The organism is Chitinophaga sp. sic0106 (genome assembly GCF_019219075.1).
Lineage (GTDB): Bacteria > Bacteroidota > Bacteroidia > Chitinophagales > Chitinophagaceae > Chitinophaga.
In genome coordinates this window covers 419,846-433,458 of the sequence record NZ_JAHUWJ010000003.1, presented here as the reverse complement: position 1 = coordinate 433,458, position 13,613 = coordinate 419,846, and the positions used below count along the sequence as shown (strand labels likewise).

The window sequence follows — 13,613 nt, the reverse complement described above, 5'->3', positions numbered from 1 at the left end:
GAATGAAGCGTACCAGCGTACTTTGGCAATTATTTCAAAACAGGATATTTCAACATGTCCTGTTTTGGTGTATATCTTATTACTACCTGTTGTACTTCTTTTCAGTGGAGAGCCCTGAGAAAATTGATGTAATTTATAATACGGTTTTTCATCTGCCACTGGTAATGGGGGTATACCTCAATTTAAGTTTGCTCATTCCCAGGCTGCTGCGGCGTAGCCAGTTTTTCGTTTATGCGATAACGGTAGCGCTACTTATCGCAATGATGGCGGGTTTTAATATGTTGTTGTTCAATAAAGTGGTAGACTATATTTTCCCTGGCTACTTTTTTATTTCCTATTACAGCTTTGCGGAGCTGGTACAGTTTTCTCTCATTTATGTGGGACTGACTACCTTGCTGAAGCTTTCCCGTGGCTGGTTTCAACTGATGGAGTCCGAAAACAGGCTGATGCGGCTACAAAATGAAAAGGCCGATACCGAATTGCTATACCTGAAATCGCAGATCAATCCGCACTTCCTGTTTAACACGCTGAACAGCATTTATTCCTTGTCGCTCCGCAAAGATGAGAAGGTGCCGCCTACCTTGCTGAAACTGGCGGCAGTAATGCGTTATATGATATACGAATCCAATGATACGCTGGTGCCACTGGAAAGTGAAATCAACTACCTCCGTGATTATATTGCACTGCACCAGGTACGCCATGCCGGTAAAGCGGATATCTGCTTTGTGGTAAACGGTGATCCCGGTAAACGGAGGGTGGCGCCTTTTATGTTTATCGTATTTGTAGAAAATGGTTTCAAACACGGGGTGGAAGCGGGAATATCGGATACCTTCCTGCATGTAAGTTTAAATATTTCGGGGAGAGAATTATATCTCTCTGTAAAAAATAACAAGGGGCTGGTAGATGAAACTGAGAACGGCGCATACAAAGGCCTGGGGCTGGAAAACGTAAAGCGCCGGCTGGACATGTTGTACCCCGGCCACCATCAGCTGCAAATAACCGAAGATGCAACCACATATGCTGTAGCATTGCAACTGCAACTACACGACCATCAAAATAACTAATTCATGAAAATCAGATGCCTGATAGTAGATGATGAAATTTTGTCGCAGGACGTAATTGAAGCGTATATAAAAGAATATCCCATACTGGAGCTGGTACGTAAATGCGATAACGCTATTGAAGCGCTGGAAGCCTTGCGGGAGCCGGGGATTCAGCTGATTTTCCTGGATATTAAAATGCCAAATCTCTCAGGGCTCAATATGTTAAAAATGATACCGGTGCCCCCCTGTGTGATTTTCACTACTGCCTATGCAGAACACGCTATCGAAGGATTTGAACTGAATGCGATTGATTACCTGCTCAAACCTTTTTCGTTTGAACGATTTGTGCAGGCGGTCAACAAGGCCCGCCATCAGATTGAGCTGGAGCAGGTAGCAGCCAGCAATCGCAAAGCAGCGACTGAATTCATTGTTATAAAAGCAGATAAAAAACTACATAAAGTAAATTTCGAGGACATCTCTTACTTTACTTCCATCGGTGATTACCAGAAAATTTTCCTGAAAAGCGGTAAAGTAATTGTGACCAACGAAACCATGAGAAGTATTGAAGAAGCGTTGCCAGCAGCAAGGTTTCTTCGGATTCATAAAAGCTACCTGGTAGCGGTGCAGGCCATTCAGTATTTGGAAGGGAATCAACTGGTGGTAGATGGAACGGCGTTGCCGGTTGGGTTGAAGTATAAGGATCAGGTGATGGAGAGGTTTGGAGGGAGGGGGTGAAAAAGAACGTTATAGAAAATCAGTATATTAATTATGTTCCTCATTATCTCTGATTTTTTTTATTTTCTCCAATTCTTCAATATCCATTTTATCCTTAGGCCTATTGATCGTTTTTTTGTTTTGAATGAGGTGATTTATATGAAGGAAGGGGACTTGGACCACTTTCAGGTCTGCTATAGAGGCCAGATTAAGACATTCCTGGAATGATAAGTTATCTAAGCCTTTCATTTCTGTCATAATGTCAAGCTCAATATTATTCCCAATATGGAAGCTAGTCCAACCCGGAACAAATTGCATTGTTTCCAACATATGAAAATCATCTCCGAAGCCTGCTGAAGTAAAAGCTTTTATTAGATTTTTTCTATTTTCTAAAGTATCCTCAAGCCACATATCCAAGTCATCAGTATTTCTATTAAAGCCATGAAAACGTGTTGCAAACCCGCCAACCATAATATATCTAACATTGTTTTCTGCCAAAGCTTTCCAAAAGTCAAGCAATTCTGCACTTAAAATATCCATACTAAGCTTTCTTATGAGTGATTTTAGCCGTTTTAAACAAATTATTTCTACGAATCATTTCAACAAAAAGTTCTAATTTTTCTATATCTGAACGATAGATATCTCTTCTCAAACGAGCATCTTCATCAGTGATAATGAACGCAGGTATTTTATCTTTATTAATAGATTTTTTATTATCTGACATACATTAAGGGTTATTTTTACTACTTACCAAAGATAAGAATTTTCGGCTTAAGAACTCATCACCATAAGGGTATGTAACACCCGGCCATAAACAAAAGCCCCACAGGTACAAACCTGCAGGGACTTCACTTCTTCAATAATGCAAACTATACTAAAAAATAAAGTTCGTACTTAAAAAGTCGGAGCTATGCTCTTTCAGGATGTTTTCCAGCAGCTCTTTATTGGTATCGTTGTTTTTTGTTGCTACCAATGACCTGATGGAGAAAGAACGCAGCGCATCATGCACGGACAAAGTACCTTCCGCACTGTCTTTACGGCCGGTGAATGGAAATACATCCGGTCCGCGCTGACACTGACTGTTAATATTCACGCGACTCACCTGGTTTACCAGCGGATCGATCAGGGAAGCTACTTCTTCAGGATTGTTACTGAAGATGCTCACCTGCTGGCCGTGCGGAGATTCGATCAGGTAGTCGATGGTTTCTTCGATATCGTCGAATGGCACCACTGGAATTACCGGGCCGAACTGCTCTTCGCGGTAGAGTTTCATTTTATCATTTACAGGGTACACCACAGCAGGGAATACGAATGACTCGTTGGTGGCGCCACCGTTTTCGTTGATCACTTGTGCACCGTGAGCAGCTGCATCTTCCAATACCTCGCGGATATAGGCAGGCTTCCCTGGTTCTGCCACCGGGGTGAGCTGTACACCTTTTTCCCAAGGCATGCCGAACTTCATTTTAGCAATCGCTTCGCTGAGACTGGCATTGAATGCATCCGCTATGGAGCGGTGTACAAATACGATTTTGATGGCGGTACAACGTTGACCATTATACGATAATGCGCCGAGGATGGTTTCACTTACTGCCACTTTGATATCCGCATGCTCCGTAACGATGGCCGCATTCTTGGCATCCAGGCTCAGTACTGCACGGAGTCTGTTCAGCTTAGGGTGATGCTTGCGCAGGTCGTTGGCTACTTTGCTGGAGCCGATAAACGCCAGTACGTTGATTTTGCCTGTTTGCATGATGCCTGGGATCACCGCAGCACCGCGGCCGTAGATGGTGTTTACCACTCCTTTAGGGAAGGATTCCATGAACGCACGCAGTAGTGGGTAGTGCAATAAGGTACCGTGTTTCGGCGGTTTGAAGAGGATGGTATTGCCCATCAGCAGCGCCGGAATCAGGGTGGTGAAAGTTTCGTTCAGGGGGTAGTTGAATGGTCCCATGCAGAGTACGACGCCAAGGGGCGAGCGGCGGATCTGTGCGATGGTGCCTTCTTTGATGTCGAAGCGGCTGGAGCTGCGGTCGATTTCCTTGAGGGCATCGATGGTAGCGTTGATATATTCAATGGTACGGTCAAATTCCTTGATGGAATCGGCGTATGACTTACCAATTTCCCACATAATCAGCTTCACGATCAGGGTTCGCTGGTCAACCATTTTGCGGGCAAATACAGACAGGCAGTCGATACGCTGCGCCAGTGGCATGGTAGGCCATTCGCCGCGACCATTATCATACGCTGCCAGTGCTGCGTCCAGGGCTTCAAATGCTTCTTTTTCTGTGCCGAGGGGATAGGTGCCTATCAGCTTGCGTTTAAGTCCTTCAGGGGTAGGAATGTTAACCGGTGAATACACTTCGCTCACAGGACCGTCCCATGGCTTCATTTCCCCGTTTACCAGGTACTCTCTCTGGTGAATTTCTGTAATGCGGAATTCTTCGGGGATTTCATTTTCTGCTACAAATATCTTTTGTAGCGCTTCTTGAAAACTCATGTGTTCATAATTTATGCGTACAAAGTACACAAATTACAACGAATTAATAACATAGAATGTTTTGATACCGATAGAGATAAAAACTATTTCTCCTCGCTACAGATACTTTAATGGGACATAACTTTTTTATTTTCAATGATTAACCTTAATTTGGCGGCTTAATTAGCCGGTAAGAATTAATACATTTATAACAAATACAGCATAACGGAAGTCATCTTATCAAGTTGGCCACATTATTACCGGAACCATTGTAAAACGGATACTTTTTAAAAATTTTTTGCATGCCTTTGACGAAAGTTATGATTACTGTGAAAAGTTACCCCACCTTATCTTCCCACTACGATGAGCAGCTAAGCATAGCAGGTTTCAGGGACGATGGTACCTTCATCAGAATCTACCCCATCTCTTTTTCACAAAAAATATACGAGGAACAATACCAGTTGTACGACTGGATAGAAATAAACCTGGAGCGCAATCCACGCGATTTTCGGCTGGAAAGCTTCCGCCCGGTGGACCCGGAACAGCCCGTGAAGAAACTGGGGCACGTTGGTGCCGGCAACTATTGGCAGGAGCGTAAAGCGCTGGTACAAAAGCATGTTTATCGTAACCTGGAGAACCTGCTCATGGAAGCTAAACACGAAGCATTTTACACCTCCCTGGCTGTATTTAAGCCGCAACGTATCCTGAGCCTGGACATAACGCCGGCAGAAAAGGAATGGGACAGCGAACGCCTCGCCAAAATGCAGCAGGAGAAATATTATCCCCACGTATTTATGCAGGAAGAAGAACCTATGGATGCTTTTAAGAAACTCCCGTTCCGGTTCTCATTCCGCTTTTTAGATGATAGTAATAAAGAGATCAGCCTGCCCGTGGAAGACTTTCAACTGGCATCTCACTATTGGAAACTGCTGAAGAAACAGCAGGGACCCGATAAGGAAGCGAAAGCTGCCAGTGAACTCCGCAAGAAATACCTGCAGGAGTATGTCCGCAATACTGACCTCCACTTCTTCCTGGGCACCACCCAAAACGTACATGCTTCGGCCAAACAGCCTTTTACAATTATCGGTTTGTTTCATCCGGTAGTGTTGCCGGCAGTGGTGCAGGGGAGCCTGTTTTAATAAAGTGTTTTATCTTTAAAGTACCATGATTACTGTACCCGATATCAACACTTTGTTTGACGCCTTCGAGAAGCGAAATCAGCCCATTCGCAACCTGGACAAACTGCGTATAGGCGATGCCGATTACCTGCCTTTTGTTACCAACTATAAAAGCCAGGAACTAGGCGCCGATATTATCCTGCTCGACTATGAAGCCACCCTGCAGGAAAACCGCTACCTGACAGATAACTATCCTGACCTGGCACCTGCCATCTGGCTGTTTGCCCGCTCCGGTCAGGGCGACGAATGGTTCATAGACCGTAAAACTTTACGGGTACTGTATTACGATCATGAAAAAGGGGAATATGCCGACCTGAAAGATTTCCTGGAGATGCCGGTGAAATTTGCCGGCTTCGTACAGCTGGGGTTGGTGATCCAACAGCTGGAAGACAGACTGGATACAGACGACCACCTAAAGTTGCAGGCGGAGTACAAGGCAGCCTTGGATCAAATACATCCGCAACTCTATGGGTTATATCCGTATAAGTATTTTGAGGATTAGTCAAAAAAGGGCTGTACCACACGTTGTGTACAACCCTTTCTTAATTTATGAAATTGTGGTTTTACTTCCACCCACCACCTAAATCCCTATACACATTTACCACCGCCGCAAACTGCTGCTGCTTAGTCTCAATCAGTTCCAGCTTAGATTCCAGCGCATCACGCTGCGTCATCAGCACTTCTAAATAATCCGCACGGGCAGATTTGAATAAGTCATTAGAAATATCGATGGACGTTGTCAGTGCAGCTACCTGCCTGGATTTCAGGCTGTAGCTTTTTTCCAGGTTGTCGATATTGGACAGCTGATTGGATACTTCCAGGAAGGCGTTTAAAATCACGCGCTCATAATTATACATCGCCTGCAGTTGACGGGCATTGGCACTGTTAAACTCCGCTTTGATGGCATTGCGGTTAATCAATGGCCCTGCCAGGTCGCCGGCCAGGTTGTATAATAATGATTCAGGGAGTTTAAAGAGATAGGAAGGATTAAAGGCCTGGAATCCTATGCCGGCGCTAATGCCCAGCGATGGATAAAACTCGGCTCTTGCGACCTTCACATCAAGTTTGGCCGCTGCGAGCTCCAGCTCGGCCTGTTTGATATCGGGCCGGTTAGCCAGCAGCTGCGACGGAATCCCTGCGGTTACCATAGTTGGCACTGCATGCAGGAACTCACCTTTATCGCGGTCAATTTGCTGCGGGTAGCGACCCAGCAGGTAGTTGATCTTGTTCTCTGTTTCCTTGATTTTCTGCGCTATGTCAAACTCCAGACTTTGCGACTTCAGCACTTCCGCCTCAAACTTCTTTACGGCCAGTTCGGTAGCGCGGGTAGCCTCTTTCTGTGCTTTCACTATCTCCAGCGCATTTTTCTGCAGGTCGATGTTTTGCTTAACGATGGTCAGCTGGTTATCCAGCGCCAGCAGCTCGTAGTAGGAGTTGGCAATTTCTGCAACCAGGTTAGTGAGCACAAAGTTCCGGCCTTCCACAGTGGCCAGGTACCTTGTTACTGCTGCTTTTTTAGCATTATGCAGTTTTTTCCAGATGTCAACTTCCCAGTTGGCATAGGCGCCAATACCGAAATCTGCCAGCGGATCAGGGACTTCTTTTCCTGGTGTGATTTCGGTGGATGCATCACCGGCGCCCTGGCTGGTATAGCGTCCCACCTTTTCAAGGCCTACGCCTGCTTTGGCGGTAACCGTTGGTACCAGCGCTCCCTGGCGGAAGCGGATATCGTTTTTGGCGATCTCTATCTCCTGTAACGTGATCATCAGCTCCTGGTTATGCGCCAGGGCACTGTCGATCAGATTTACCAGGTGCGGGTCCGTAAAAAACTTACGCCATTCGATGGTGGCAGCAGTGGTAGTATCCAGCCCGTTTCCATAGGAAGCGGGCGTGGATCTGTTTTCTACCTGCTGCGTGCCTGTTGGCACCTTGCAGGCTGCAAAGGCCAAACCAAGGCCCAATATGCCCAGGTATCTATTATACATTGTGATCAATTTCTTCTGTTAATGGATTTTCTTCTTCATCTTTTACAAACATGCGTTTCTCTGCTATCTTCCCGAAAATGAAATACAATCCCGGGATGATCACCACGCCAAACACGGTACCGAATAACATACCGCCCGCCGCAGCGGTACCAATGGTTCTGTTACCCAATGCACCAGGGCCGGTAGCAATCACCAGTGGAATCAACCCGGCGATAAAGGCGAAGCTGGTCATCAGGATAGGACGGAACCTGACCCTGGCGCCTTCCAGCGCCGCTTCCTTCACGGTGTAACCATCGCGGTGCTTCTGCACGGCAAATTCCACAATCAGTACAGCATTCTTACCCAGCAAACCAATCAGCATTACCATGGCCACCTGCGCATATATGTTGTTTTCCAAACCTAATACCTTCAACAGGAAAAAGGCCCCGAAAATACCCACCGGCAAGGAAAGTATCACGGATAAAGGCAGAATGAAACTTTCGTATTGTGCCGACAAGATCAGGTACACGAAACCTAAACATATCAGGAAGATCCACAGCGCCTGATGGCCCTGTGCTACCTGGTCGGCGGAAATACCCGCCCAGTCAATGCCATAGCCTCTCGGCAGGTCCTTCTTTGCCACCTCGTTGATGGCCAGGATAGCCTGGAAGCTACTGTAGCCGGGCGCAGAGGAACCGCTGATCTCTGATGAGGTGTACATGTTATGCCGCGTGATCTCCGACAAGCCATACACTTTCTCCATCTTCATAAAGGCAGAAAATGGTACCATCTCTTCCTTGTCATTCTTCACATATAATTTCAGGATGTCTTCCGGCAAAGCCCTGTACTGTGGCGATGCCTGCACGATCACCTTATACAGGCGACCGAACTTGATGAAGCTGATTTCGTAGTTACTGCCTATCAGGGTCGATAAGGTATTCATCGCATTATCGATGGTAATACCTTTCTGTTGTGCCAGGTCATTATCCACGCTGAGCAGATACTGTGGGAAGCTGGCACTGTAGAAGCTGAATACGGAGGTCAGCTCCTTTCTTTTCTTCAGCGCTTCCACAAAGTCATTGTTTACCTGCTCCAGCTTTTTATAGTCGCCACTGCCTGTTTTATCCAGGAGTCGCAACTCAAATCCACCAGCGGCACCATAACCCGGTACTGCAGGCGGTTGGAAGAATTCGATGTTGGCGCCGGTAATATCCTTTGCCTTTTCTTCCAGCTCCTCCATGATTTCAGTAACAGAATGTTTACGTTCTTCCCAGCTTTTCAGGTTCACCAGGCAGGTGCCGGAGTTAGAGCCAGTACCTTCTGTGAGGATTTCATAACCTGCCAGGGAAGAAACGGATTGTACCCCTTCTACATCTTCTGCAATTTTTTGCAGTCGCTCTGCAATCTGGTTGGTGCGTTCCAGTGAGGACCCCGGAGGTGTTTGTATAATGGCGTAGAACATACCCTGGTCTTCATTCGGAATGAAGCCGGAAGGCACGCTGTTATTCATGAAGTAGGTACCGATACAGAAGATGATGAGCACCCCGAAGGTGACGATGCGTCTGCTCACGATCTTACCCAGCAGCCCCTGATATTTGCCTGCAATTTTGTTGAAGCCGTTGTTGAACCCACCCAGGAACTTATCTACCGGCGTCTGTTTTTTCTTTTTACCATGATTGTTTTTAAGAATCATGGCGCAGAGTGCAGGCGTGAGCGTTAGTGCCACAATACCCGAGAGGATGATGGAGGTAGCCATGGTGATGGAGAACTGGCGGTAGAACAAGCCTACCGGCCCCGACATAAACGCCACCGGAATAAACACCGCAGCCATCAGGAAAGTGATAGCGATGATGGCGCCTGCAATTTCATGCATGGCTTTTTTGGTGGCCTTCAGTGGCCCTATATGTTCTTCTTCCATTTTGGCGTGCACGGCCTCAATCACCACGATGGCATCATCCACTACCACACCAATCGCCAGCACGAGTGCAAACAGGGTGATCAGGTTGATGGTGATACCAAAGAACTGCATGAACATGAAGGTACCTATCAGGGAAACCGGCACGGCCATGGCAGGGATAATGGTGGAACGGAAGTCGCCCAGGAACAGGAATACCACAATACCCACGAGGATAAACGCTTCCACGAGGGTATGCAACACCTTTTCAATGGAGGCATCCAGGAATTTGGATACGTCATAGCTCACCTCGTAGTGCATTCCTTTAGGGAAGGAGGCGGCCTGGATTTCGGCCATCTTGGCTTTCACGTCTTTGATTACCTGGCTGGCATTACTGCCATAAGATTGTTTCAGTACGATCGCTGCGGATGGTTTGCCATTCAGGTTGGAATAGATGTCGTACATGGAGCTGCCAAATTCAACGTCGGCTACGTCTTTGAGGCGCAGCATTTCACCGTTTGGACTGGAGCGCAGTACTACATTTTCGTATTGTTCCTTGGTGGTGTAACGACCGGAGTATTTGAGTACGTACTCGAATGACTGTGAGCGCTTGCCGGAGCTTTCGCCGGTTTTGCCGGGAGAGGCTTCCAGACTTTGTTCTCCGAGTGATTTCATCACTTCGTCCGCACTGATCTTATAGGCGAGCATGCGGTCGGGCTTGAGCCACACGCGCATGGCGTATTCGCGGTTTCCGAGGATATCGGCCACGCCTACACCGGGTACACGTTTCAGTTCCGCGAGGATGTTGATATCGGCGTAGTTAAAAAGGAATTTCTGATCGGCATGCGGATCATCGCTGTACAGGTTGATATACATCAACATGTTGGATTCCTCTTTGGTAATTTTAACACCTTCACGCACTACCAGTGGCGGCAGCTTGTTTACTACAGAGGCCACGCGGTTCTGTACGTTGAGAGAAGCCTGGTTCGGGTCAGTACCGAGGTTGAAGATGATCTGCAAGGATGCTTCCCCATCGTTACCGGCGTCGGAGGTCATGTACTTCATGCCTGGAACACCGTTCATGGCCCTTTCCAGGGGAATGATTACGGATTTGATCATCAGCTCACCGTTGGCACCCGGATATTCCGCCGTCACGTTCACTTTTGGCGGGGAGATTGCCGGAAATTGTGTTACCGGCAGCTGAGTAATGCCCAGCACTCCCAGAAACACAATGATGAGTGATATTACTATAGAGAGAACGGGTCTCTGAATAAATTTATTAAACATACTTAGTTGGCTTTGCCGCTATTCAGCTTTTAATTTCAGGTGAGAAAGCACTTCTTCCGGTTTTTTGAAATCGTAGTTGATTTTTTGGTCGTCTTTAACCTTCTGAACACCGTCGAGCAGAATTTTATCCGTGATGGCAAGACCGGTTCCAACCACATACACATCCGGCATTTCGCCACTGATGTTGATATTGCGGGATTTTACCTCATTGTTTTTATCCACTACAAATACGTATTTCTTGTCCTGGATTTCGTAGGTGGCTTTTTGCGGGATGATGATGGCGCGACTCATAGGCACGGTCATCATTACCTTGCCGGTTTCACCGTTTTTCAGCAGCTTGTCCGGGTTCGGGAAGCGGGCGCGGAAGGCGATGTTACCGGTTTCGTTGTCGAATTCCCCTTCAATCACTTCCACATCGCCTTTGTAGGCGAGGGGGTGGTTGTTGGCCAGGAGCAGGCTTACCTTGCTGTTGGCGCGACCCTTTACATTCGTTTGGTATTCCAGGTATTCCGGTTCGGAAACGTTGAAATAGGCAAACATCTGGGTATTATCGGAGAGGCTGGTGAGCAGTTCACCTTCATCTACCACACTGCCTATTTTTTTAGGAATGCGGTCGATGACGCCGTCGAATGGCGCTCTGATTTCCGTGTAGGAGAGGTGCAGTTTTGCGAGTGATACTTCTGCATTTGCCTGGTCCAGTTTGGCCTGTGCTACTGCCTGCTCGTTTTTGGAAACGATGTTTTTATCCACCAGGGCTTTGGTGTTTTGCAGTTCAATGGTGGCGGCTTTAGCTTCAGCCTCTGCCTTGAGCAGTTCTGCCTGGAAGGCATTCGGCATCAGCTTAAAGAGGACCTGGCCTGCGTGTACGTACTGACCTTCGTCCACGTATATGGATTGCAGAAACCCTCTTTCCTGGGCGCGGATCTCGATGTTTTTAACAGAGCGGATCTGCGAAACATACTCTTTGGTAAAGGAAGTGTCTACTTCCATAGGACTGGTAACCGTATATTTTTCGGTTTCTTCCTTTTCCACTTTTGCGGGCTGGCAGCTGGTGGCGTATACTACACCCACCAGGCCGGTGAACATGACGATCTTATTCATGATTATATCTGGGTAATTAAGGCGAAAATTTTGGTCAGCAGCGTGCGTAGCGGACGGGTCAGGACCTGACTTGTCCGCGATTTACCAGGTGCCGAAGGCGCCGGATGAATCGCAAAAAGCATATTAGTGACCTAAAGTGAGTGGAAACGGTTACCGCACAGCATGCTGGCTATGCCTGCGAAAAGGGCAGGAGCATACCATTGGCAACCGATAATGGTTGATATCAGATTCTGAGTACGCGTTGTGTAATGTAAATGTTGGAAAGTTGTCCCCAGTCGGGCGGTGGGGTATGGTAGCACTTGTGAAGATCCCGCTCTGCAAAGAAGCTGGCAAGTGACAGGTAATAGCAGGCGATGATGCGGTATTTCCTGGCAAGGAAGGTACTGCAGCTGTCGGACTCCACATCATCCGTCATCATCAGTTTTTCCTCATCTTCGAGGCTGGTATCCTGGATAATGGAAGCGTTGAGTTTGGTGAGTTGTTTGTGCTGGAGATTTTTCAGGGTTACATTCCAGAAACTATGCAGGTGGCTGGCAGCATAGGCACGGTCATCTCCCTTAAAGAGAAAAAAAGATAAACATGCGAAAAATATTGCCACTCTCATTTGGGGACCAAAAATAGTAAAAGTTTGAAATGAAAAAAATAAATTGAAGTGGTAGACCCTTCAAATAGTATTTGTTTATATGCAGATGCTACTGCTGCTGAGTCACATGGCAATATTAAATATTAGTTAATACTTAGGAAATGGAGGACTGTAGAGCCGCAATGCTTGTGGCTATCCTTTTAGAGCCAATTGATCAGTAGGTTTAAGGCGAGGAGCCGCAAGCATTGCGGCTCTACGGGAAATTTAATGTCACAGGGAGGATTCCCTCGTTATCAAACTCGACTTAATCACAATATTCTCCATTTGTGAAATATCAATATTCCCTTTCAGGTGTGCCAGCACATTGCGTGCCGCCACTTCCCCCATTTCAATACCCGGGTAATGGATGGTGCTGAGTGCAGGGGTTACGAGGCGGGAAATGAAGTCGTTGTTAAAACCGGTAAACTTCACTTGTTGGGGTACACGCAGGCCAAGGCGCTGCACTTCATTCATGCAGGCGGCCGCGCAGATGTCGTTGGTGACCACCACACCGTCGGCATGCAAACCCACCACTGCTTTGGCAGCGCGTATGCCAGCTGCCTCCGTGAGGTCGTTGATGATAATATGCTCCTGGTTAAATTTGATTTTGGCAGATGTCAGTGCTTTTTTGTAGCCTGCCAGCCTTTGTTCATAAACGTTCCGGCGGAGACTACCGGCTATAAACATGATTTTCCGGGCGCCCTGGTCCAGCAGGTGGCGCGTGGCCTGGTAGCCTGCCAATTCGTTGTTGATGGTGATGCAGAGCTGATCGGTGTTGGCCGGCACGCGGTCGAAAAACACCAATGGTACGCCTTTGGCTTTGCAGGCTTCAAAGGGAGTGAAATCCACGGTATGCTCCGCCAGGGATACCAGCAGGGCATCTACGCGGCTGTTGAGCATGGATTGCACGCTGCGGGCTTCGTTGGCAGCCACCTCGCGGGACTGACTGATGAGCAGGTTGTAACCCGCCTCGCTGGTAACCTTTTCCATGCCGGCAATGATCTGCGACATCAGGTAGCTGTCCAGCCGGGGCACTATCACCCCTATGGTTTGCGTGCTGTTTGTCCGCAAACTGGCCGCGATACTGTTGGAGCGGTAGCCCATGGCCTCCGCTGTAGCTATAATTTTGCGCTGCGTTTTCTGGCTCACCGTATGATGCCCCTTCAGTCCACGGCTGATGGTAGAGGCTGCCAGGCCCAGCTTTTCCGCAATATCGTATATGGTCGTTTCCCTTTGCTTCATGTAGATAAATAACAATCGGTTGTTAAAGGTACTTGAATATTATGCCCAAGCCGCAGTTATTATCTCCCTAAAATAAAAACAATCGATTGTTA

General features: G+C 47.3%; 12 protein-coding genes. 4 read left to right on the top strand and 8 right to left on the bottom strand.

Annotation, left to right across the window (positions count from 1 at the left end):
• Positions 1-2: 2 nt before the first annotated feature.
• Together KW844_RS06735 and KW844_RS06730 are read left to right on the top strand one after the other, a co-directional pair.
• Positions 3-1,064 carry a sensor histidine kinase gene (locus tag KW844_RS06735; RefSeq protein ID WP_218375947.1) on the top strand — a complete coding sequence of 354 codons (1,062 nt, stop codon included), beginning with the start codon at positions 3-5 and terminating at the stop codon, positions 1,062-1,064.
• Positions 1,065-1,067: 3 nt separating this feature from the next.
• The gene (locus tag KW844_RS06730; RefSeq protein WP_218375946.1) at positions 1,068-1,778 is read left to right on the top strand and encodes a LytTR family DNA-binding domain-containing protein; all 711 of its coding nucleotides are present in this window, start codon (positions 1,068-1,070) and stop codon (positions 1,776-1,778) included.
• A 27-nt stretch (positions 1,779-1,805) separates the two neighbouring features.
• Here the strand turns inward: KW844_RS06730 and KW844_RS06725 are convergent, their stop codons facing one another.
• The 3 genes from KW844_RS06725 to KW844_RS06715 form a co-directional block, all read right to left on the bottom strand.
• Positions 1,806-2,297, bottom strand: coding sequence for a hypothetical protein (locus KW844_RS06725; RefSeq protein ID WP_218375945.1), 492 nt, complete (start codon positions 2,295-2,297; stop codon positions 1,806-1,808).
• 1 nt (position 2,298) lies between these two features.
• A complete protein-coding gene (locus KW844_RS06720) occupies positions 2,299-2,481 on the bottom strand; it encodes a hypothetical protein (RefSeq protein ID WP_218375944.1) in 183 nt (60 codons plus the stop codon).
• Positions 2,482-2,631: 150 nt separating this feature from the next.
• The gene (locus KW844_RS06715; RefSeq protein ID WP_218375943.1) at positions 2,632-4,254 is read right to left on the bottom strand and encodes an NADP-dependent glyceraldehyde-3-phosphate dehydrogenase; all 1,623 of its coding nucleotides are present in this window, start codon (positions 4,252-4,254) and stop codon (positions 2,632-2,634) included.
• A gap of 281 nt (positions 4,255-4,535) precedes the next feature.
• Here KW844_RS06715 and KW844_RS06710 point away from each other — a divergent pair, with 281 nt between their 5' ends.
• Positions 4,536-5,372, top strand: coding sequence for a hypothetical protein (locus tag KW844_RS06710; protein ID WP_218375942.1), 837 nt, complete (start codon positions 4,536-4,538; stop codon positions 5,370-5,372).
• A 25-nt stretch (positions 5,373-5,397) separates the two neighbouring features.
• Positions 5,398-5,913 (top strand): hypothetical protein, encoded by a 516-nt coding sequence (locus KW844_RS06705; protein WP_218375941.1) that lies wholly within the window; start codon positions 5,398-5,400, stop codon positions 5,911-5,913.
• Positions 5,914-5,974: 61 nt separating this feature from the next.
• Here the strand turns inward: KW844_RS06705 and KW844_RS06700 are convergent, their stop codons facing one another.
• The 5 genes from KW844_RS06700 to KW844_RS06680 form a co-directional block, all read right to left on the bottom strand.
• Complete coding sequence (locus tag KW844_RS06700; RefSeq protein ID WP_218375940.1) at positions 5,975-7,396, bottom strand: TolC family protein; 1,422 nt, start codon at positions 7,394-7,396, stop codon at positions 5,975-5,977.
• Positions 7,389-10,556 (bottom strand): efflux RND transporter permease subunit, encoded by a 3,168-nt coding sequence (locus KW844_RS06695; protein WP_218375939.1) that lies wholly within the window; start codon positions 10,554-10,556, stop codon positions 7,389-7,391. Before KW844_RS06695 ends, KW844_RS06700 begins: the two co-directional genes overlap by 8 nt.
• An 18-nt stretch (positions 10,557-10,574) precedes the next feature.
• Complete coding sequence (locus tag KW844_RS06690) at positions 10,575-11,657, bottom strand: efflux RND transporter periplasmic adaptor subunit (RefSeq protein WP_218375938.1); 1,083 nt, start codon at positions 11,655-11,657, stop codon at positions 10,575-10,577.
• A 223-nt stretch (positions 11,658-11,880) separates the two neighbouring features.
• Positions 11,881-12,261 (bottom strand): hypothetical protein, encoded by a 381-nt coding sequence (locus tag KW844_RS06685; RefSeq protein WP_218375937.1) that lies wholly within the window; start codon positions 12,259-12,261, stop codon positions 11,881-11,883.
• Between the two features lie 249 nt (positions 12,262-12,510).
• Positions 12,511-13,521, bottom strand: a complete 1,011-nt coding sequence (locus tag KW844_RS06680) for a LacI family DNA-binding transcriptional regulator (protein WP_218375936.1) — start codon at positions 13,519-13,521, stop codon at positions 12,511-12,513.
• Between the last annotated feature and the right edge of the window lie 92 nt (positions 13,522-13,613).

Coding starts and splice junctions, on each gene's coding strand:
- KW844_RS06735 (WP_218375947.1), top strand. CDS start 3: ATGAAGCGTACCAGCGTACTTTGGCAATTATTTCAAAACAGGATATTT.
- KW844_RS06730 (WP_218375946.1), top strand. CDS start 1,068: ATGAAAATCAGATGCCTGATAGTAGATGATGAAATTTTGTCGCAGGAC.
- KW844_RS06725 (WP_218375945.1), bottom strand. CDS start 2,297: ATGGATATTTTAAGTGCAGAATTGCTTGACTTTTGGAAAGCTTTGGCA.
- KW844_RS06720 (WP_218375944.1), bottom strand. CDS start 2,481: ATGTCAGATAATAAAAAATCTATTAATAAAGATAAAATACCTGCGTTC.
- KW844_RS06715 (WP_218375943.1), bottom strand. CDS start 4,254: ATGAGTTTTCAAGAAGCGCTACAAAAGATATTTGTAGCAGAAAATGAA.
- KW844_RS06710 (WP_218375942.1), top strand. CDS start 4,536: ATGCCTTTGACGAAAGTTATGATTACTGTGAAAAGTTACCCCACCTTA.
- KW844_RS06705 (WP_218375941.1), top strand. CDS start 5,398: ATGATTACTGTACCCGATATCAACACTTTGTTTGACGCCTTCGAGAAG.
- KW844_RS06700 (WP_218375940.1), bottom strand. CDS start 7,396: ATGTATAATAGATACCTGGGCATATTGGGCCTTGGTTTGGCCTTTGCA.
- KW844_RS06695 (WP_218375939.1), bottom strand. CDS start 10,556: ATGTTTAATAAATTTATTCAGAGACCCGTTCTCTCTATAGTAATATCA.
- KW844_RS06690 (WP_218375938.1), bottom strand. CDS start 11,657: ATGAATAAGATCGTCATGTTCACCGGCCTGGTGGGTGTAGTATACGCC.
- KW844_RS06685 (WP_218375937.1), bottom strand. CDS start 12,261: ATGAGAGTGGCAATATTTTTCGCATGTTTATCTTTTTTTCTCTTTAAG.
- KW844_RS06680 (WP_218375936.1), bottom strand. CDS start 13,521: ATGAAGCAAAGGGAAACGACCATATACGATATTGCGGAAAAGCTGGGC.